Source organism: Tsukamurella sp. 1534, from assembly GCF_000312385.1.
Lineage (GTDB): Bacteria > Actinomycetota > Actinomycetes > Mycobacteriales > Mycobacteriaceae > Tsukamurella.
In genome coordinates this window covers 587,633-607,504 of the sequence record NZ_HE997626.1, presented here as the reverse complement: position 1 = coordinate 607,504, position 19,872 = coordinate 587,633, and the positions used below count along the sequence as shown (strand labels likewise).

The following is a 19,872-nucleotide window of genomic DNA, read 5'->3' as shown; positions in this document are numbered from 1 at the left end:
GGCGCCGGCGCCGCCGGATAGAACAGGTCCGGTACCGCGACCAGCGGTGACTGGGGTACTGTGCTCCCAGCGGTCTGTGGCGCGAGCCACACCTAGGAGAGCGACGAAAGGTCTCGACAGTGGGTGTCGAAGTAACTACCAAGAACCTGACGAAGTCGTTCGGGTCCCAGAACATCTGGTCCGACGTCTCGCTGACCCTGCCGGCGGGTGAGGTCTCGGTTCTGCTCGGCCCCTCCGGTACCGGTAAGTCGGTGTTCCTCAAGTCCCTGATCGGTCTGCTGCGCCCCGAGGAGGGCCAGATCATCATCGACGGGACCGACATCCTCACCTGCTCCAGCTCGGAGCTCTACGAGATCCGCAAGATGTTCGGCGTGCTGTTCCAGGACGGCGCCCTCTTCGGCTCGATGAACCTGTACGACAACACGGCCTTCCCGCTTCGTGAGCACACGAAGAAGAAGGAGAGCGAGATCCGTCAGATCACGATGGAGAAGCTCGAGATGGTCGGTCTGGTCGGCGCGGAGGACAAGCTCCCCGGCGAGATCTCGGGCGGTATGCGTAAGCGCGCCGGCCTCGCCCGCGCCCTGGTGCTGGACCCGAAGATCATGCTGGTGGACGAGCCGGACTCGGGCCTGGACCCGGTGCGTACCACCTACACCAGCCAGCTGCTGATGGACATCAACGCGCAGATCGACTGCACCACCCTGATCGTGACGCACAACATCAACATCGCCCGGACCGTTCCGGACAACATGGGCATGCTGTTCCTCAAGCACCTCGTCATGTTCGGCCCGCGCGAGGTCCTGCTGACCTCGGAGGAGCCGGTCGTCAAGCAGTTCCTCACCGGCTCGATGATCGGCCCGATCGGCATGTCGGAGGAGAAGGACCAGGCGCAGATGGCCGCGGAGGCCGAGCGCGTGGCCGGCGGCCACTCCGACGGCGGCGTGGACGTGCCGGACGAGATCGCCCCGCAGATGCAGCCGACGCCGGGCATGCCGGTGCGCCAGGGCGTCGCCCGCCGCAAGGCACGCGTGCGCGAGATGCTGCCGTCGCTGCCGGCGAAGGCGCAGACGGCCATCCTGAGGGACCTGGAGGGGGAGCCCGCGGCCGACGCCGCGTACGCCGCGGCGGGTTCGCCGGAGGCGCCCACGGTGGTGCTGGGCCAGGGGGCCGAGTACCAGGGGCAGGCCCAGGGCGAGGTTCCCGCCGGCTACGAGGTGCGGCAGCCCCTCAGCCAGGACGACAACCCCACGGATCACCTTCCCAAGGTCGAAGACCGCTGATCGACGCGCAGCCGCGCTCGGAGCCCGCCGGGGCGCCGGGCGCGGCTTCGTCGTTCCCGACGGTCCGCGGCCCCGTCGGGCGGGGGAGGCGCACCGTCGGACGCCCCGGCGGTCACGGGACTCTCACCTGATTTTCGAAGAGAACGGCGGTTTCGCTTGACGTTCTCCCCGATTCGGGTCACAGTTATCGGCAGGACGTACGCCTCGACGTCGCGGTTCGCACGGCAGCCAGCCCGCGGGCCCCGGTTCGGCGAGGGTGTTCGATTCACCTGGCGTACGGTCCTTGCGCACGGCCCCTCAGGGGCCTAGTCTGGACTGCCCCTTGCGGGGGTGGTCTCCCTCTGCTAATGTTGGACGTTGCGCTGGCTGCCTCCTGCCCATCTGAATATTCGTCTCCTCCTAGAGGGCGTTTTCTCTGCGGGTTGCCGTCGGCACGATTTTGGCAACGTTACTAGGCACAGCAGAGGACGCATCTTGGCAGTCTCCGTCTCCAGCCAGACTCAGAACGATCAGAACGCGGTGGTCCCGGGGGCCCCGAAGCGCGTGTCGTTCGCGAAGATCTCCGAGCCGCTTCCGGTTCCGGGACTGCTCGATCTCCAGATCGATTCCTTCGAGTGGCTCGTGGGCTCGCCCGCGTGGCGTGAGAAGGCCGCGGCGCGGGGCGAGGCCCAGCCGACCGGCGGCCTGGAGGACATCCTCGCGGAGCTCTCGCCCATCGAGGACTTCTCGGGTTCCATGTCGCTCTCCTTCTCCGATCCGCGCTTCGACGAGGTCAAGGCCTCGATCGAGGAGTGCAAGGACAAGGACATGACGTACGCGGCGCCGCTGTTCGTCACGGCCGAGTTCATCAACAACAACACCGGTGAGATCAAGTCGCAGACCGTCTTCATGGGCGACTTCCCGATGATGACGGACAAGGGCACGTTCATCATCAACGGCACCGAGCGCGTCGTCGTCTCGCAGCTGGTCCGCTCGCCGGGCGTCTACTTCGACGAGACCATCGACAAGTCGACCGAGAAGCCGCTGCACAGCGTGAAGGTCATCCCGGCCCGCGGCGCGTGGCTCGAGTTCGACGTGGACAAGCGCGACACCGTCGGCGTCCGCATCGACCGCAAGCGTCGCCAGCCGGTCACCGTGCTGCTCAAGGCGCTGGGCTGGACGAGCGAGCAGATCCTCGAGCGCTTCGGCTTCTCGGAGATCATGCGGTCCACCCTGGAGAAGGACAACACCGCCGGCACCGATGAGGCGCTGCTCGACATCTACCGCAAGCTGCGCCCGGGCGAGCCGCCCACCAAGGAGTCCGCGCAGACCCTGCTGGAGAACCTGTTCTTCAAGGAGAAGCGCTACGACCTGGCTCGCGTCGGCCGCTACAAGCTGAACAAGAAGCTGGGCCTGCCGGCCAACGAGGACGGCACGCAGCCGCTCGTCCTCACCGAAGAGGACATCGTCGCGACCGTCGAGTACCTGGTGCGCCTGCACGAGGCCCCGTCGGAGCAGCTGACGTACATGACCGTGCCGCAGGGCGAGGAGGTGCCCGTCGAGGTCGACGACATCGACCACTTCGGCAACCGCCGCCTGCGCACCGTGGGCGAGCTGATCCAGAACCAGCTCCGGGTGGGCCTGTCCCGCATGGAGCGCGTGGTGCGCGAGCGCATGACCACGCAGGACGTCGAGGCGATCACCCCGCAGACCCTGATCAACATCCGCCCGGTCTCGGCGGCGATCAAGGAGTTCTTCGGCACCTCGCAGCTGTCGCAGTTCATGGACCAGAACAACCCGCTGTCGGGCCTGACCCACAAGCGCCGCCTGTCGGCGCTGGGCCCGGGCGGCCTGTCGCGTGAGCGCGCCGGCCTCGAGGTCCGCGACGTCCACCCGTCGCACTACGGCCGCATGTGCCCGATCGAGACCCCTGAGGGCCCGAACATCGGCCTGATCGGCTCGCTGTCGGTGTACGCGCGGGTCAACCCGTTCGGCTTCATCGAGACGCCGTACCGCCGCATCGCCGACGGTGTCGTCACCGACGAGATCGTCTACATGACGGCCGACGAGGAGGACCGCTACTACATCGCGCAGGCGAACGCGGCCACCGACGACCAGGGGCGCCTGACCGACGACCGCGTGCTCGTGCGGAAGCGCGGCTCCGAGGTCGAGATGGTCCCCGTCTCGGCGGTGGAGTACATGGACATCTCGCCGCGCCAGATGGTGTCGGTCGCGACGGCCATGATCCCGTTCCTCGAGCACGACGACGCCAACCGTGCCCTCATGGGCGCGAACATGCAGCGTCAGGCCGTGCCGCTGGTCCGTAGCGAGTCGCCGCTGGTCGGCACCGGTATGGAGCTGCGCGCCGCGGTCGACGCCGGCGACGTGGTCATCACGGAGAAGCCGGGCGTCGTGGAGGAGGTCTCGGCCGACTTCATCACCGTCATGGCGGACGACGGCACCCGTGCCACGCATCGCCTGCGCAAGTTCGCGCGGTCGAACCAGGGCACCTGCGCCAACCAGCGCCCGATCGTCAACGCGGGCCAGCGGGTCGAGACCGGCCAGGTCCTGGCCGACGGCCCCTGCACCGACAACGGTGAGATGGCGCTGGGCAAGAACCTGCTCGTCGCGGTCATGCCGTGGGAGGGCCACAACTACGAGGACGCGATCATCCTCTCGCAGCGCCTGGTGGAGGAGGACGTGCTCACGTCCATCCACATCGAGGAGCACGAGATCGATGCCCGCGACACGAAGCTGGGCGCCGAGGAGATCACCCGGGACATCCCGAACGTCTCCGACGAGGTGCTGGCCGACCTGGACGAGCGCGGCATCATCCGCATCGGTGCCGAGGTCCGCGACGGCGACATCCTGGTCGGCAAGGTCACCCCGAAGGGCGAGACCGAGCTGACCCCGGAGGAGCGCCTGCTCCGCGCGATCTTCGGTGAGAAGGCGCGTGAGGTGCGCGACACCTCGCTGAAGGTGCCCCACGGCGAGACCGGCAAGGTCATCGGCGTCCGCGTGTTCTCGCGCGACGACGACGACGAGCTGGCCCCGGGCGTGAACGAGCTGGTCCGCGTGTACGTGGCCCAGAAGCGCAAGGTCCAGGACGGCGACAAGCTGGCCGGCCGCCACGGCAACAAGGGCGTCATCGGCAAGATCCTGCCCGCCGAGGACATGCCCTTCCTGCCGGACGGCACCCCGGTCGACATCATCCTCAACACGCACGGCGTGCCCCGTCGTATGAACATCGGCCAGATCCTGGAGACGCACCTCGGGTGGGTCGCCAAGACGGGCTGGGACGTTCGCGACGAGAACGGGAACATCCCGGACTGGGCGTCGGCGCTGCCCGAGGAGATGTACAGCCAGCCCAAGGACACCAACACCGCCACCCCGGTGTTCGACGGTGCCCGCGACGAGGAGCTGGCAGGCCTGCTGGGCTCGACGCTCCCGAACCGCGACGGCGACGTCATGGTCGGCGGCGACGGCAAGGCGACGCTGTTCGACGGTCGTTCCGGCGAGCCGTTCCCGTACCCGGTCGCGGTGGGCTACATGTACATCCTGAAGCTGCACCACCTGGTCGACGAGAAGATCCACGCCCGTTCCACCGGCCCGTACTCGATGATCACGCAGCAGCCGCTGGGTGGTAAGGCGCAGTTCGGTGGCCAGCGTTTCGGCGAGATGGAGTGCTGGGCCATGCAGGCCTACGGCGCGGCGTACACGCTGCAGGAGCTCCTCACCATCAAGTCGGACGACGTGGTCGGCCGCGTGAAGGTGTACGAGGCGATCGTCAAGGGCGAGAACATCCCCGAGCCGGGCATCCCCGAGTCGTTCAAGGTGCTCCTCAAGGAGCTCCAGTCGCTCTGCCTCAACGTCGAGGTGCTGTCGTCCGACGGCGCCGCGATCGAGATGGCGGACGGTGACGACGAGGACCTCGAGCGCGCTGCTGCCAACCTGGGCATCAACCTGTCGCGCAACGAGAACGCCTCGGCCGAAGACCTCGCCAACTAACCGCCGACCGAACAACTGAGGAGAGAAGTGCTCGACGTCAACTTCTTCGACGAACTGAAGATCGGTCTGGCGACCGCCGATGACATCCGTAACTGGAGCTACGGCGAGGTCAAGAAGCCCGAGACCATCAACTACCGCACGCTGAAGCCCGAGAAGGACGGCCTGTTCTGCGAGAAGATCTTCGGACCGACTCGCGACTGGGAGTGCTACTGCGGCAAGTACAAGCGTGTCCGCTTCAAGGGCATCATCTGCGAGCGCTGCGGCGTCGAGGTCACTCGCGCCAAGGTGCGTCGTGAGCGGATGGGCCACATCGAGCTGGCCGCTCCCGTCACCCACATCTGGTACTTCAAGGGCGTCCCGTCGCGCTTGGGCTACCTGCTGGATCTGGCGCCGAAGGATCTCGAGAAGATCATCTACTTCGCCGCCTACGTGATCACCGAGGTCGACGAGGAGCAGCGGCACAACGAGCAGTCGACGCTCGAGGCCGAGATCGAGTCCGAGAAGAAGGTCCTCGCGGACCAGCGGGACGTCGATCTGGAGAACCGCGCCAAGAAGCTGGAGGACGACCTGGCCGTCCTCGAGGCCGAGGGCGCCAAGGCCGATCAGCGCCGCAAGGTCAAGGACGGCGGCGAGCGCGAGATGCGGCAGATCCGCGACCGCGCCGGCCGCGCCATCGACGAGCTGGACGAGATCTGGACGACCTTCGTCAAGCTCGCTCCGAAGGACATGATCGTCGACGAGAAGCTCTACCGCGAGCTGCAGGACCGCTACGGCGAGTACTTCAAGGGCGCCATGGGCGCCGAGGCGATCAAGAAGCTCATCGAGAACTTCGACATCGACGCCGAGGCCGAGTCGCTGCGCGAGACGATCCGTTCGGGCAAGGGGCAGAAGAAGCTCCGCGCCCTCAAGCGGCTCAAGGTCGTCGCGGCGTTCCAGCAGTCGGGGAACTCGCCGCTGGGCATGGTCCTCGACGCGGTGCCGGTGATCCCGCCGGAGCTGCGCCCGATGGTGCAGCTCGACGGTGGCCGCTTCGCCACGTCGGACCTGAACGACCTCTACCGTCGCGTGATCAACCGCAACAACCGCCTCAAGCGACTGATCGACCTCGGCGCGCCCGAGATCATCGTCAACAACGAGAAGCGGATGCTGCAGGAGTCCGTCGACGCGCTGTTCGACAACGGCCGCCGCGGCCGTCCGGTCACCGGACCGGGCAACCGCCCGCTGAAGTCGCTGTCGGATCTGCTCAAGGGCAAGCAGGGCCGGTTCCGCCAGAACCTGCTCGGCAAGCGCGTGGACTACTCCGGCCGTTCGGTGATCGTCGTGGGCCCGCAGCTCAAGCTGCACCAGTGCGGCCTGCCGAAGCTGATGGCGCTGGAGCTGTTCAAGCCGTTCGTGATGAAGCGCCTGGTGGATCTCAACCACGCGCAGAACATCAAGTCGGCCAAGCGCATGGTGGAGCGGCAGCGCCCGCAGGTGTGGGACGTCCTCGAAGAGGTCATCGCCGAGCACCCGGTGCTGCTCAACCGTGCGCCCACGCTGCACCGCCTGGGCATCCAGGCGTTCGAGCCGCAGCTCGTGGAGGGCAAGGCCATCCAGCTGCACCCGCTCGTGTGTGAGGCCTTCAACGCCGACTTCGACGGTGACCAGATGGCCGTGCACCTCCCGCTGTCCGCGGAGGCGCAGGCCGAGGCGCGCATCCTGATGCTGTCGTCGAACAACATCCTGTCGCCGGCGTCGGGCCGCCCGCTCGCCATGCCGCGTCTGGACATGGTGACCGGCCTGTTCCACCTGACCACCGAGAAGAAGGACGCCCTGGGCGCCTTCACCCCGGCGGCCGAGGATCAGCCGGAGACGGGCGTCTACTCGAGCCCGGCCGAGGCGATCATGGCGGTCGACCTGGGCGACCTGTCGATCCAGGCTCCGATCAAGGTGCGGCTGACCGATCAGCGTCCGCCGGCCGAGATCGAGGCCGAGCTGTTCGACGGTGCCTGGGAGCGCGGTCAGGCCTGGACGGCCGAAACCACGCTGGGCCGTGTGCTGTTCAACGATCTGCTGCCGATCGACTACCCGTTCGTCGACGAGCAGATGCCGAAGAAGCGCCAGGCCGTGATCATCAACGATCTGGCCGAGCGGTACCCGATGATCGTGGTGGCGCAGACGGTCGACAAGCTCAAGGACGCCGGCTTCTACTGGGCCACGCGTTCGGGTGTCACGGTCTCGATGTCCGACGTGCTCGTTCCGCCGAGCAAGAAGGAGATCCTGGACCGCTACGAGGAGCGCGCCGACGGCATCGAGCGCAAGTACGCCCGCGGTGCCCTCACCTCGGGTGAGCGCCGCGACGCGCTGGTCGAGATCTGGAAGCAGGCCACGGACGAGGTCGGTAAGGCCATCGACGACTTCTACCCCGAGGACAACCCGATCACGATGATCCCGAAGTCGGGCGCCACCGGCAACATGACCCAGGTGCGCAACCTGGCGGGCATGAAGGGCCTGGTGACGAACCCGAAGGGCGAGTTCATCCCGCGTCCGATCAAGTCCTCGTTCCGTGAGGGCCTGACGGTGCTGGAGTACTTCATCAACACCCACGGTGCTCGTAAGGGTCTGGCCGATACCGCGCTCCGTACCGCCGACTCGGGTTACCTGACCCGTCGTCTGGTGGACGTCTCGCAGGACGTCATCGTCCGCGAGGAGGACTGCGGCACGTCGCGCGGCATCCTGGTGCCGCTCGGCGAGAAGCAGGCCGACGGTTCGATCATCCGCGATGCGCACGTCGAGACCTCGGCGTACGCCCGCACCCTGGCCGAGGACGCGAAGGACGACAAGGGCAACGTCGTCGTCGAGCGCGGCCACGACCTCGGTGATCCGCAGATCGAGGCCCTGCTGGCGGCCGGCGTCGACCAGGTGAAGGTGCGCTCCGTGCTCACCTGCACCACCGGTACCGGCGTCTGCGCCACCTGCTACGGCCGCTCGATGGCCACCGGCAAGCTGGTCGACATCGGCGAGGCCGTCGGCATCGTCGCCGCCCAGTCCATCGGTGAGCCCGGTACCCAGCTGACCATGCGTACCTTCCACCAGGGTGGCGTCGGTGACGACATCACCGGTGGTCTGCCGCGAGTCACCGAGCTGTTCGAGGCCCGTGTCCCCAAGGGCAAGGCCCCGATCGCCGAGGTCTCCGGCCGGATCCGCCTGGAGGACGACGACCGGTTCTACACGATCACCATCACGCCGGACGACGGCAGCGAAGAGGTCGTGTACGACAAGATCAGCAAGCGCCAGCGCCTGCGCGTGTTCAAGCACGACGACGGCTCCGAGCGCCTGCTGGCCGACGGCGACCACGTGCAGGTGGGCCAGCAGCTCCTCGAGGGCGCTGCCGACCCGCACGAGGTGCTCCGCGTCATGGGCCCGCGTCAGGTGCAGGTGCACCTGGTCAACGAGGTCCAGGAGGTGTACCGGTCGCAGGGTGTGTCGATCCACGACAAGCACATCGAGACCATCGTTCGCCAGATGCTGCGTCGCGTGACGATCATCGATTCGGGTGCCACGGAGTTCCTGCCCGGTTCGCTCACCGAGCGCGCCGAGTTCGAGGCCGAGAACCGTCGCGTCGTGGCCGAGGGCGGCGAGCCCGCGGCCGGCCGTCCGGTGCTCATGGGCATCACGAAGGCGTCGCTCGCGACCGATTCGTGGCTGTCGGCGGCCTCCTTCCAGGAGACCACCCGCGTGCTCACGGACGCCGCGATCAACACCCGCTCCGACAAGCTGGTGGGCCTCAAGGAGAACGTCATCATCGGTAAGCTCATCCCGGCCGGTACGGGCATCAACAAGTACCGGAACATCCAGGTGCAGCCGACCGAGGAGGCCCGCGCGGCCGCGTACTCGGTGCCGACCTTCGACGATCAGTACTACGGCCCGGAGGGTGCGTTCGGCGCACCGTCGGGCGCCGCGGTGCCGCTCGACGATTACGGCTTCTCCGACGGCTACCGGTGACGTAGTCAGCCGAATCCGGCCCCCGACCTGTTCGCAGGTCGGGGGCCGTTTTCGTCGGCCCGACGATGCGGTGGCCCAGGGGGCTGTTGCGCTCCGGCCTCCTGATGTGTACGGTGTGAACATCAAATGTTCACGCCGTGAACACAGAGGCTGAGGAGCCGATGATGACCGTGACCTCCGATGCGACCGCGGCTCCGACGAAGCCGTGGGCGAACCGTTCGAAGTCCTGGATCACCGGCATGGTGCTGACCGTGCTGATCTGGGCGTTCCTGGTGTTCGACGTGGTGGGGAAACTGACCAAGCCGCAGGCGGTGATCGACGGGACGCTGCAGCTCGGATTCCAGGAGAAGCACATCCTGGTGATCGGGCTGGTGCTGCTGGTCGGCGTGGTGCTGTGGACGATCCCGCGGACCGCGGTGATCGGCGCGATCTACCTCACCGGTTACCTGGGCGGGGCGGTGGCGATCAACCTGCGCGCCGAGCAGCCGGTCGCGGGCTTCGTGCTCTCGGGCGTGTATGTGGGCGTGCTGATCTGGGTCGCGATGATCCTGCGCCGCCCGGATCTCCGCCGCGCGGTCCTCGGCCGGTGACCGCTGCCGTGGCCGACCGCGCGCAGATCATGCGCTGGCTCGAGGCCGAGCGGCGCAGTATCGCCGACCTCCTGGAATCCCTGGAGCCGCAGCAGTGGTCGGAGCGGTCCGCCTGCTCGGAGTGGACGATCCACCAGCTGGCGGCGCACATCACCACGTCGACCGGCGACACCGTGCTGGCCACGGTCCGCGGCCTGATCCGGGCGCGCGGCGATTGGAACCGGATGAACGCGCGGGCGGCGATCGACATCGCCGCGCAGAGCTCTCCGCCGCAGGTGATCGCGCGGATCCGGGAGACGGCGGCGTCCCCGAGGCGGGCGCCCGGCGCGGCGCCGATCGATCCGCTCGTCGACATGTTGGTGCACGGCCAGGACGTCGCGATGCCGCTGGGGATCGCGCGCGCGATGCCCGTCGAGCCCGCCGTCGCCGCCCTGGACCACGTCGCGCGCAGCCGGTTCTACCCGGGACGCAAGGCTTTCCGCGGTCTGCGCGTGGTCGCCGAGGATGCGGACTGGTCGGCGGGGGAGGGCGACGAGGTGCGCGCACCCGTGTCCGCCCTGCTCCTCGCCGCGACGGGCCGCCCCGCCGCCCTGGACGCCGCGGCCGGCCCGGGTGTCGCCGCCCTGCGCTCGCGGCTCTGAGTCGCGCCGTCAGACCCGCGGCCTACTCCGGTCGACGGGCGGCTGGACGAGGCGGATCTCGGTGGACTCCCGGGCCATCGCCCGGCGCTGGTAGGTGCCCTCGATCCGCCGCCCGTCGACGTCCCCGGACAGGGAGAGGGAATCGGGGGATCGCTGGGACGCGGCCAGCCGCACCGGCGCGGCGCCGGCGCCGGACCGGAGGAGGAGCGCACCGTCGGACACCGTGAGGCCAAACGGTTGCACGGTGCCGTCCGGCCGCTGCGTCACGACGCTGTCCTGTGCCGAGCCCTGCGCGGGCCGGCCGGGCGTGCCGCGCAGGGTGATCGCGACGGCGGTCCACACCGGGCCGGACGACGCGGCGAGGGCCGGCGCACCGTCGACGGTGAACGACGTCGCCCGCCAGGTTCCGTCGAGCGGACTGCGCGGGGTGTCCATGCTCCGCCACCGGTCGACGTTCTGCGCCCCGACGGCCGCCATCACCGCGAGGACCGCCGTCACGACCGCAGCCCGGGCCCATAGTGGTCCGCCGGATGTGCTCCGCGGCAGGATGATCCGCAGCAGTGCGGGCCAGGACGGTGTCGTGAGTGCGACAGCGGTCAGCAGCAGCTCCAGCGACAACAGTTTGACGGGCACGTCGTAGAAGAGGTTGAGCAGGACGATCTGCGTCAGCGCCACGATCGCGAGCATCGCGCCCGCCGGCCGGGTCCTGCGGAACAGCAACAGGATTCCGGATGCCACCTCGATCATCCCGGTGATCACCGTGTACGGCGTGGAGGCCGCCATGGATCCCCACAGCATCGAGAATCCGCCGGTGTCGCCGACCGACTGCAGTTGGTGCGCGGGCAGATTCATGTATCCCATCTGGATCGGGACGGCCTTGGCCAGGCCGTAGATCAGCATCGCCACGGCCAGGCTGATCGCGGCGATCCCGCTGAGCGCGCGGTAGGCGCCGCGCAGGTCGGGGTGGTCGCGGTCGAGCATGGCCCAAACCGCGGATCCGGCCAGTGCCACCACGATCCAGCCGAGGTGGAACTGCCACGCCCAGGCCATGTCGCTCCCGGTCGCCGCGTCCACGTCGACGGGGCCCGTGCCGGTGAGGGCCGCCCCGATCGTGGCGAAGAACGACCACACCGGGTCGACGACGCCGCTGATCGACAGGCGCGCGAGGAGTTGGCTCAGCAGGATGCCGTCGACGAACAGGACCAGCAGTCCGCCGCCGACCGTCAGTCCCGCCATGCCGGCGAACGTGCTGCGCGCGGTGGCGTGGGGTGCGGGTCGAGGTGAATCCATGCGTCCCACACTAAACACAATGATATAGGAATGCCTAACCTTGCTTCCTTCCGGGCGAAACGGGCATACTCGCTAGTCGCCGGTGCTACCGAGCGCCGCGGACGAAGGGGTGGGTGGATGTTCACGAAGGTTCGAGGTGCCGCGACGGCGCTGCTCTGCGCCGTCGCGCTGGCCGTGGCGGGCTGCGGTTCGGGGGCGGGGGGTGACGCGCCCGGCGACGCGCGCACCGTCGCCACCGTCAAGGGCGAGGTGCGGATCCCCGAGGCGCCGAAGCGTGTGGTGCTGCTGAACTACGCCCTCGCGGGCTACCTCTACGACCTGCGGCTTCCGGTCGTGGCGATGACGCCCGAGTTCACCGGGAAACCGTCCGAGCCGAACGGGGCCTGGGCCGGCGATTTCAGGTCCGCGGGGACGAGGTTCATCCCGTGGCCCGCGGAGGGCTTCAGCATCGAGGAGGTCGCCGCGCAGAAGCCCGACCTCATCGTGGCCGGCGGCATCGGCCTGCCGTTCAAGCAGGCCGACGACGCCTACGACAAGCTGTCCGCGATCGCGCCGACGGTGTTGGTGGACAAGAAGTACGAGACGTGGCAGGCGCAGTTCGAATACCTCGCCGGCGCGGTGTTCGGGAAGCCGCAGGTGTACGCCGACGCCGTGCGGAAGTACGACGAGAAGATCGCCGAGGTGAAGGCGTCGATCACTCCGCCGCCCGCGCCCGCGGCGTTCGTCTCCATGACCGGCAAGGGCGTGGCGCACGGCCTGGTCGAGGGGCGCGGCGTGCCGGGCGAATTCGCCAAGGTGGGCATCGCGTCCGCCCCGATCTTCGCTTCCGGCCGCTTCCGGCCCTTCTCCCAGGGCGGCGATTCCTACGAGGTCTCGCCCGAGCTCATCGCGAGCACCTTCGATCAGCCGACGCTGTTCGTCATGGCCTTCAACAACGCGAGCACGGCGAGCGTCGCGACCCTGCGGCAGCAGCCGGTGTGGGCGGCGCTGCCCGCGTTCACGGCGAACAGCGCCCACGACCTGCCGTACTGGGTGCAGCGCCCGGACTTCGACCGCGCCATCGCGACGCTCGACCTGGTGCGGCAGATGTTCCCGAAGAGGTAGCCCCGCGGTCAGGCCGGCCGGATCCGCACCGGCTGGCCCGGCCGCAGCTGGAACGCCGCGGACAGCGACCGCCGGTCGAGGACGGCGATCACGGGGTAGCCGCCGGTCACCGGGTGATCGGGGCCGAAGATCACCGGCTGCCCACCGGGCGGCACCTGGATCGCGCCGAGAGGCACTCCCTCGCTGGGCAACTGGCCCTCGCCTGCCGGGGCGAGCGGCGGACCGTCGGACCTGTCCAGCCGTACGCCGATCCGATTGCTGGTGGCGGAGGTGGCCCACCCGCCCGCGAACAGGTCCCGCGGCGCGGCGAACCGGTCGGCCCGCGGACCCAGGTGGGCGAGCAGGGTGACGGTCCCCGACACGGGCGCGGGCACGGCGGCGATGCCGACGTCCGGGATCGCGCCCGACGGTGCGCCGATCGCCAGCCGGTCGCCCGCCTCGAGCGGGCGGGAGAACCCGCTGAGCACGTCGGCGCTCCACGAACCGAGGACACGGGTGCCGGGGCCGGAGAGTCCACCGCGCACAGCCAGATACGTCCGCAGCCCCGCCGTCGGAGGGCTCAGCACCAGCCGGGCTCCGGCGGGAAGGGCACGCGCGTACGACATCCCGACGGGGCGTCCGTCGACCTCCACCCGGACCGGCGCGCCCGTCACGGCCACGACCGCGGGCTCGGTGAAGCGGACCGTGAGGCCGCCGAGGGTGGCCTCGACGACGGCGGCGCTCTCGGCGTTCCCGACCAGGCGGTTGGCGAGTGTGGCGGCCGCGGCGTCGGCGAATCCGGACCGGGGCACGCCCTGGTGTGCGGAGCCCGAACGGCCGGCGTCCTGCACCAGGGCGAGCGGGCCGGGTGCCTCGACGGTCAACTCAGGCATGGAACTCCACCGCCGATCCGGGGCGCAGCAGCGCGCCGCGCTCGGGGTCGAACAGGCGCTCGGGGGCCTCGATCCTGCCGATCAGGTTCCAGCCGCCGGGGGAGGGGCGCGGGTACACGGCGGCGTAGCCGGCCGCGAGCGCCACCGATCCCGCGGGCACGTGCGCGCGCGGCTGCGCGTGCCGGGGGAGGTACAGCGGGGAGCCGGGCACCACGTCCTCGCGCATCAGATACCCGAAACCCGGTGCGAAGCCGAGGAATCCGACGGTCCACGGCCGCGCGCACAGCGACGAGACGAGAGCATCGCGTTCCGCCGGCGCCGCGGGGAGGTCCGGGCCGTCGAAGGTCACGGCGAGCCGCAGGACCTCGCCGCCGGAGTCCGCGCCCGTCGCCGCCGCGGCGGCGACGGATTCGATCGCGGACCGCCGGAGCCGGGGGCCCTCGACGAGCACGGTGGTGGCGCCGGCCACCACGTCGAGCGCGCCGAGCTCGTCGCGGCGGGGCAGCAGCGCGGCCGCCACGGCGGCGGCGTGCGCCCCGTCGGCGCACTCGAGCAGGAGGGCCTCCGGGCCGGCGGTGCGGAGGCCGACGGCGTGCGCGCCCGCGGGCGCGTTAATCGCGGCCTCCGGTGAACGCGACAGGCGTGATGCCCTTCTCCTGCAGCGCCGCCCGGACCGCGCGCGCCGACGCGACGGCGCCCGGGGTGTCGCCGTGCAGGCAGATCGATTGCGCGTCCACGTCCACGGAGCGGCCGTCGATCGTGCCCACGGTGCCCTCGGTCGCCAGCCGCACCGCCTGCGCGGCGATCGCCTCCGGATCGTGGAGAACGGCGCCGGGCTCGCGACGGTCCACGAGGCGGCCGTCGGGAGTGTAGGCGCGGTCGGCGAAGGCCTCCCGCACGGTGCGCAGCCCGGCGTCGCCGGCCAGGCGGAGCAGATGGCTGCCGGGGGCGCCGAGGATGGACAGGCCCTGATCGAACGCCAGCACCGCGTCGACCACCGCCCGCGCCTGCGCCTGCGAGGTCGTCACCGCGTGGTACAGAGCGCCGTGCGGTTTGAGGTAGAGGACGCGGGTGCCCGCCGCGCGGGCGAGGCCGTGCAGGGCGCCCAGCTGGTAGAGCACGTCGGCCCGCAGGTCGTCCGGCGCCACGTCGATGAACCGCCTGCCGAACCCGGCCAGGTCCCGATAGCCCACCTGCGCGCCGATCACGACGCCGGCCCGGGCCGCGAGCTCGCACGTGCGCAGCAGCGTGAGCGGATCGCCGGCGTGGAATCCGCACGCGACGTTGGCGCTGGTCACCACGTCGAGCAGGGCCTCGTCGTCGCCCAGCGTCCAGCGTCCGAAGGACTCGCCCATGTCCGCGTTGAGGTCCACCGGTGCTCCCCTTCGGTCGTCGTCCCGCCCGGCGCGTGGTCGCCGGAAGCGGACGTAGGAGTGAACGGTACGACAGTAGTATCGACCCCGACGGGTCTTTGAACAAGATTGTTGAACAAAATCTGGCGGGGTGATGGATACCGACGGGGACGACTTCGTTAGCGTTCGAGGTGTGGAGACAGCTCGGGGAGGCGCCGCGACCCACGTCCCGGTGGCCGAGGCGGTGGCCGCGCGCGTGCGCGACCGGATCTTCGACGGTGTGCTGCCCCCGGGCATCCAGCTCTACGAGGAACAGCTCGCCGAGGAGCTGGGGGCCTCGCGCAACACCCTGCGCGAGGCCTTCCGCCTGCTCTCCCACGAGCGCCTGGTGCAGCACGTCCGGCACCGCGGCGTGTTCGTCCGGACCCCGACGGCCGACGATGCCCGGGACCTGTGGCGCGCCCGCGAGGTGCTCGAGTGCGGCGCTCTCGCCGCTGCCCGCCGCGCGGCGACGCCGCCCGCGGCCGGCGTCGACCTGGAGGACCTGACGGTGCGCGCCACCGCGGCCGCCGAGCGCGGCGAGTGGGCGCAGGTGGGCACCTACAACGGCGAGGTGCACCTGGCGATCTGCGGGCTCGCGGGCAGCGCGCGCCTGGTGGAGGAGGCGCGCCGGCTGCTCACCGAGATCCGCCTCGTGTTCGTGGCCGTGGGCGGCGCGCAGGTGGTGCACGAGCCCTGGCTCAGGGCGAACGCCGAACTGGCGCGGCTGATCTCGGCGGGTGATCTGACGGCCGCCGAGGACGCGCTGCGCGACTACCTGCACCGCTCGGGCGAATCCATGGTCGCGCTGTTCCACGCCCGCGACGCCGCCGCGCGCTGAGTCCCGGACGCTAGACCGGCACGATCTCCGAGCCGAGCGGCAGCAGCGACAGGCGGATCATCTTGAAGTTGGCGATCGCCATGGGGATGCCGATGATCGTGAGGCACAGCGCGATACCGGTCACGATGTGCCCGATCGCCAGCCAGATGCCCGCGACCAGGAGCCAGATCACATTGCCGACGGCCGAGGCCGCCCCGGCGGTGGGCCGGTCGACGACGGTGCGCCCGAACGGCCACAGCGCGTAGTTCGCGATCCGGAACGACGCGAGCCCGAACGGGATCGTCACGATGAGCAGGCAGCACACGATCCCGGCGACCGCGTAGCCCACGGCCATCCAGAACCCGCAGAACACCAGCCAGATGATGTTGAGGAGCACCTTCATGCGCCCAGTATGCAGGCGCCCGGGGCGTCGCAGGTCAGGCGGTGCGCGGCGTCACGGTGTGAGGGAGTACACGGAGGTCGCGGTGCCGGAGAACACCGCCGAGCGTTCCCGGTGCGAGGCGTCGCCCACGATCTCGGTGGCCAGGTCCAGGACGTCGGAATAGCCGGCCCGCAGCAGGCACACGGGCCAGTCGGAGCCGAACATCACCCGGCCCGCGCCGAACGCGTCGAGCACGTGCCGCCCGTACGGGAGGACGTCCTCCGCGGTCCAGGCGCCGGGCGGGCACTCGGTCACCAGGCCCGAGAGTTTGCAGGCGACGTTGGGGAGTTCCGCCAGCGCGGAGATCCAGCGCGCCCAGCCGTCCCACTCGCCGCCGATATCGGGCTTGCCGGCGTGGTCGAGCACGAACATCGTCGACGGTGCGCGGCGCGCCAGCTCCAGCGCCGCCGCCCGCTGCGGCCCGCGCACCAGGAGGTCGTAGGTCAGTCCCCGTTCGGTGGCGGCGGCGAGGCCGCGGGCGACGTCGGGCCGGAGCAGCCACGCGGGATCGGGCTCGTCCTGCGCCAGGTGCCGGAGGCCGCGCAGCGCGCCGCCACCGGGTGCGGCGGCGAGCGCGTCGAGATCGTCGGCCACCGCCGGCGAGGTCAGGTCGGCCCAGCCCACGACGGCCGTCACCGGCCCGGGACCGGCGGCCGCGGCGAGCAGGTCGAGCGTCTCGGCGGCGGTGCCGAGGGCCTGGACCGCCACGGTGGCCGTACCCGACGGTGCCGCGTCCGCGAGGTCGACGGTGCCGAAATCGCGGCGGATGGTCGCGAGTCGCGGGTCGTCGAGCCAGCCGTGATCGTGCCGGTCCAGGGACCAGAGGTGGTGGTGCGCATCGACGATCATCGCGGGGCCGCTTCGCCGGCGGGGAGCGACCAGACCAGCGCGATGCCGTGGTCGTCGCCGGAGTAGTCGTCCTCGATCTCGAGCAGCCCGGCCATCCTCGCCTGCCAGGGCACGTTGGCGGGGTGCGCGGCGAGGCGCCGGCGCATGGCCCGGTAGTCGTCCACCTCGACGAGGTGGAACAGCTCCCTCCCGTCGCGCCAGATGCGCCACGCCCGCACGCCCGCATCCCGCAGCGCCGCATCGAGATCCGCGGGGATCACGGCGTGCACCCGGTCGTACTCCTCCTCGGCGCCGGGCTTGAGCCGGGTGTGCAGGGCGATCGTCTCGGTCACGACCGCGCCGCCCGGTCCGGGCGGGGGAGCGGCACCACGCGGGTGAGCTGGGTGACGTGGCCGGGGTTCAGCTCGTCGAGCGAGTTCACGCCCAGCAGGCGCATCGTGCGCCGCACCTCGTCGGCGAGGATGGTGATCGCGCGGTCCACGCCGGCCTCGCCGCCCGCCATCAGGCCGTACAGGTACGCGCGTCCCACCAGCGTGCTGCGCGCGCCGAGCGCGATCGCGGCCACGACATCGGCCCCGGACATGACGCCGGTGTCCAGCAGGATCTCGGTGGCGCCGCCGAGATCGGCGGCGACCTCCGGGAGCAGGTGGAACGGCACGGGAGCCCGGTCCAGCTGCCGCCCGCCGTGATTGGACAGCACGATGCCGTCGGCACCGAGGTCGGCGCACCGCCGGGCGTCGTCGATGGTCTGGATGCCCTTGACCACCACCTTCCCCGGCCACTGGTCGCGGATCCACGCGAGGTCGGAGTAGTCCACGGTGGGATCGAACATGGTGTCCAACAGCTCGCCGACGGTGCCGGACCAGCGGTCGAGCGATGCGAACGACAGGGGCTCGGTGGTGAGGAAGTCGATCCACCAGTGCGGGCGGGGCACCGCGTCGAGCACGGTGCGCAGCGTAAGCGCGGGAGGGATGGTCATGCCGTTGCGCTTGTCCCGCAGGCGCGCCCCGGCCACGGGGACGTCCACGGTGACGAGCAGTGTGTCGTACCCCGCCGCGGCCGCGCGATCGACGAGCGCCATCGACCGCTCCCGGTCGCGCCACATGTACAGCTGGAACCACTGGCGCCCGCCCCGGCCCGCCTCGGCCACCTCCTCGATCGACGCCGTGCCCATCGTGGAGAGCGAGAACGGGATCCCGGCGCGGGTCGCGGCGCGCACCCCCGCGAGTTCGCCCTCGGTCTGCATCATCCGGGTGAACCCCGTGGGGGCGATCGCGAAGGGCAGGGCCGACGGTCCGCCGAGCACCGTCCGCGCGGTGTCCACGGAGGCCACGTTCCGGAGGATCTGCGGATGGAACTCGATGTCGGCGAACGCCTGCCGCGCCCGCGCCAGCGAGAGCTCGGCCTCCGCGGCGCCGTCGGTGTAGTCGAACGCGGCGCGCGGCGTCCGGCGCTGCGCGATGCGGCGGAGGTCGGCGATGGTCTGGGCGTCGTCCAGCCGCGCGGCCCGCCGGTCGAGGCGGGGCGGCTTCACGCGCATGAGCGGCGCGAGGTCACGCACCTTGGGCACCTGACGGCGCATCAGTCCTCCGATCTTTGACGAAGCGCTTTCGGTGATGATAGCCGGAGGGCGCACAAAGCCCCGGCGTGTTGACGCATAGACATCGGATGTTTACAGTCAACGCTGTGACTCACCACACATGGTCCACGGTACCCGGGGCGGGTGCGCTTCGCGCCGGAGCCCCGGTCCTGATCGCGAGGGGGCGTCGATGAGGCTGCGCAGAGTGGGTGAAGCGGGCCGGGAACTGCCGATCGTCTCCGCGGGCGACGGCCGGTGGTTCGACGCGTCCGGCGTCGTCGCCGACTACCGGCCGGACACGATCGGCGCGGCCTGGCCCCTGCTGACCACCGCGATGGCCGAGGGGTGCCTGCCGGCCTTCGACCCGCGCGGCCTCCGGGTGGGGGCGCCGGTGGCGCGTCCCGGCAAGATCGTGTGCGTCGGGGTCAACTACCTCGCGCACGCCGAGGAGACCGAGCACGAGAAGCCGGCCGAGCCGGTCGTGTTCCTCAAGACCTCGGCCACCGTCGTCGGCCCGCACGACGCGATCCTCATACCCCGCGGCTCCGTCGCGACCGACTACGAGGTGGAACTGGCGGCCGTGATCGGCAGCACCGCACGGTATCTCGACGACGCGGAGCAGGGGCTCGCGTGCGTGGCCGGCTACACCGTCTCCGACGACGTGTCCGAACGCGACTTCCAGATGAACCACGGCGGCACCTGGGACAAGGGCAAGAACTGCGAGACCTTCAACCCCCTCGGGCCGGAACTGGTGACGGCGGACGAGATCCCGGACCCGCAGCGCCTCGGGATCGGGCTCACCGTGAACGGCGAGGTGCGGCAGGAGGCGAACACCGCGCAGATGATCTTCGGCGTCGGCGAGATCGTCCGCTACCTCAGTCGGTTCATGGTGCTCGAACCCGGCGACGTGATCAACACCGGGACCCCGGCCGGCGTCGCGTTCGGCTACCCGGGGGACAAGCCGTACCTCCGCCGCGGCGACGTGGTCGAGGCCGCGATCGAGGGGCTCGGCGCGCACCGCTCGCCCGTCGGGGCGGCCTGAG

At 70.4% G+C, this 19,872-nt stretch carries 16 protein-coding genes; 8 read left to right on the top strand and 8 right to left on the bottom strand.

Translation table 11 applies throughout. The annotated features are described in order from the left end of the window. Positions 1-119 precede the first annotated feature (119 nt). The 5 genes from BN39_RS03020 to BN39_RS03000 all read left to right on the top strand — a co-directional run bounded on the left by BN39_RS03020 (position 120) and on the right by BN39_RS03000 (position 10,482). Complete coding sequence (locus tag BN39_RS03020) at positions 120-1,280, top strand: ABC transporter ATP-binding protein (protein WP_019200880.1); 1,161 nt, start codon at positions 120-122, stop codon at positions 1,278-1,280. Between the two features lie 474 nt (positions 1,281-1,754). Next, positions 1,755-5,267, top strand: a complete 3,513-nt coding sequence (locus BN39_RS03015) for a DNA-directed RNA polymerase subunit beta (RefSeq protein WP_040765781.1) — start codon at positions 1,755-1,757, stop codon at positions 5,265-5,267. Between the two features lie 27 nt (positions 5,268-5,294). Next, positions 5,295-9,251, top strand: a complete 3,957-nt coding sequence (locus BN39_RS03010) for a DNA-directed RNA polymerase subunit beta' (RefSeq protein ID WP_019200878.1) — start codon at positions 5,295-5,297, stop codon at positions 9,249-9,251. A 137-nt stretch (positions 9,252-9,388) separates the two neighbouring features. Continuing rightward, a complete protein-coding gene (locus BN39_RS03005) occupies positions 9,389-9,841 on the top strand; it encodes a DoxX family protein (protein ID WP_237741616.1) in 453 nt (150 codons plus the stop codon). Then, positions 9,838-10,482, top strand: coding sequence for a maleylpyruvate isomerase family mycothiol-dependent enzyme (locus BN39_RS03000; RefSeq protein ID WP_019200875.1), 645 nt, complete (start codon positions 9,838-9,840; stop codon positions 10,480-10,482). The genes BN39_RS03005 and BN39_RS03000 overlap by 4 nt, the downstream gene beginning before the upstream one ends. Positions 10,483-10,491: 9 nt before the next feature. On the opposite strand, the gene BN39_RS02995 is transcribed toward BN39_RS03000, so the two are convergent. Beyond that, the gene (locus BN39_RS02995; RefSeq protein WP_148281401.1) at positions 10,492-11,772 is read right to left on the bottom strand and encodes a hypothetical protein; all 1,281 of its coding nucleotides are present in this window, start codon (positions 11,770-11,772) and stop codon (positions 10,492-10,494) included. Positions 11,773-11,889: 117 nt separating this feature from the next. Here BN39_RS02995 and BN39_RS02990 point away from each other — a divergent pair, with 117 nt between their 5' ends. Further along, complete coding sequence (locus BN39_RS02990; protein ID WP_019200873.1) at positions 11,890-12,876, top strand: ABC transporter substrate-binding protein; 987 nt, start codon at positions 11,890-11,892, stop codon at positions 12,874-12,876. 8 nt (positions 12,877-12,884) lie between these two features. Here BN39_RS02990 and BN39_RS02985 read toward each other — a convergent pair whose 3' ends face one another. From BN39_RS02985 to BN39_RS02975, 3 genes are read right to left on the bottom strand one after another with little or no spacing between them, the layout of a single operon-like run. Further along, positions 12,885-13,748, bottom strand: coding sequence for a biotin-dependent carboxyltransferase family protein (locus BN39_RS02985; RefSeq protein ID WP_019200872.1), 864 nt, complete (start codon positions 13,746-13,748; stop codon positions 12,885-12,887). After that, a complete protein-coding gene (locus tag BN39_RS02980) occupies positions 13,741-14,364 on the bottom strand; it encodes a carboxyltransferase domain-containing protein (protein WP_256378469.1) in 624 nt (207 codons plus the stop codon). Before BN39_RS02980 ends, BN39_RS02985 begins: the two co-directional genes overlap by 8 nt. Continuing rightward, positions 14,360-15,121: a LamB/YcsF family protein gene (locus BN39_RS02975; RefSeq protein ID WP_019200870.1), complete on the bottom strand. Its 762-nt coding sequence runs from the start codon at positions 15,119-15,121 to the stop codon at positions 14,360-14,362. The genes BN39_RS02980 and BN39_RS02975 overlap by 5 nt, the downstream gene beginning before the upstream one ends. A gap of 172 nt (positions 15,122-15,293) precedes the next feature. Between BN39_RS02975 and BN39_RS02970 the strand changes: the two genes are divergently transcribed. After that, the gene (locus BN39_RS02970; RefSeq protein WP_040765779.1) at positions 15,294-15,980 is read left to right on the top strand and encodes a GntR family transcriptional regulator; all 687 of its coding nucleotides are present in this window, start codon (positions 15,294-15,296) and stop codon (positions 15,978-15,980) included. Between the two features lie 10 nt (positions 15,981-15,990). On the opposite strand, the gene BN39_RS02965 is transcribed toward BN39_RS02970, so the two are convergent. From BN39_RS02965 to BN39_RS02950, 4 genes are read right to left on the bottom strand one after another with little or no spacing between them, the layout of a single operon-like run. After that, positions 15,991-16,362, bottom strand: a complete 372-nt coding sequence (locus BN39_RS02965) for a YccF domain-containing protein (protein WP_019200868.1) — start codon at positions 16,360-16,362, stop codon at positions 15,991-15,993. 51 nt (positions 16,363-16,413) lie between these two features. Next, on the bottom strand, positions 16,414-17,250 hold the full coding sequence (locus BN39_RS02960; RefSeq protein ID WP_019200867.1) for an amidohydrolase: 837 nt from the start codon (positions 17,248-17,250) through the stop codon (positions 16,414-16,416). Beyond that, positions 17,247-17,582, bottom strand: coding sequence for an L-rhamnose mutarotase (locus BN39_RS02955; protein ID WP_019200866.1), 336 nt, complete (start codon positions 17,580-17,582; stop codon positions 17,247-17,249). Before BN39_RS02955 ends, BN39_RS02960 begins: the two co-directional genes overlap by 4 nt. Continuing rightward, on the bottom strand, positions 17,579-18,832 hold the full coding sequence (locus tag BN39_RS02950; protein WP_019200865.1) for an alpha-hydroxy acid oxidase: 1,254 nt from the start codon (positions 18,830-18,832) through the stop codon (positions 17,579-17,581). The genes BN39_RS02955 and BN39_RS02950 overlap by 4 nt, the downstream gene beginning before the upstream one ends. Before the next feature lie 187 nt (positions 18,833-19,019). Between BN39_RS02950 and BN39_RS02945 the strand changes: the two genes are divergently transcribed. Then, positions 19,020-19,871 carry a fumarylacetoacetate hydrolase family protein gene (locus BN39_RS02945; RefSeq protein WP_040765778.1) on the top strand — a complete coding sequence of 284 codons (852 nt, stop codon included), beginning with the start codon at positions 19,020-19,022 and terminating at the stop codon, positions 19,869-19,871. The last annotated feature ends 1 nt before the right edge of the window (position 19,872 follow it).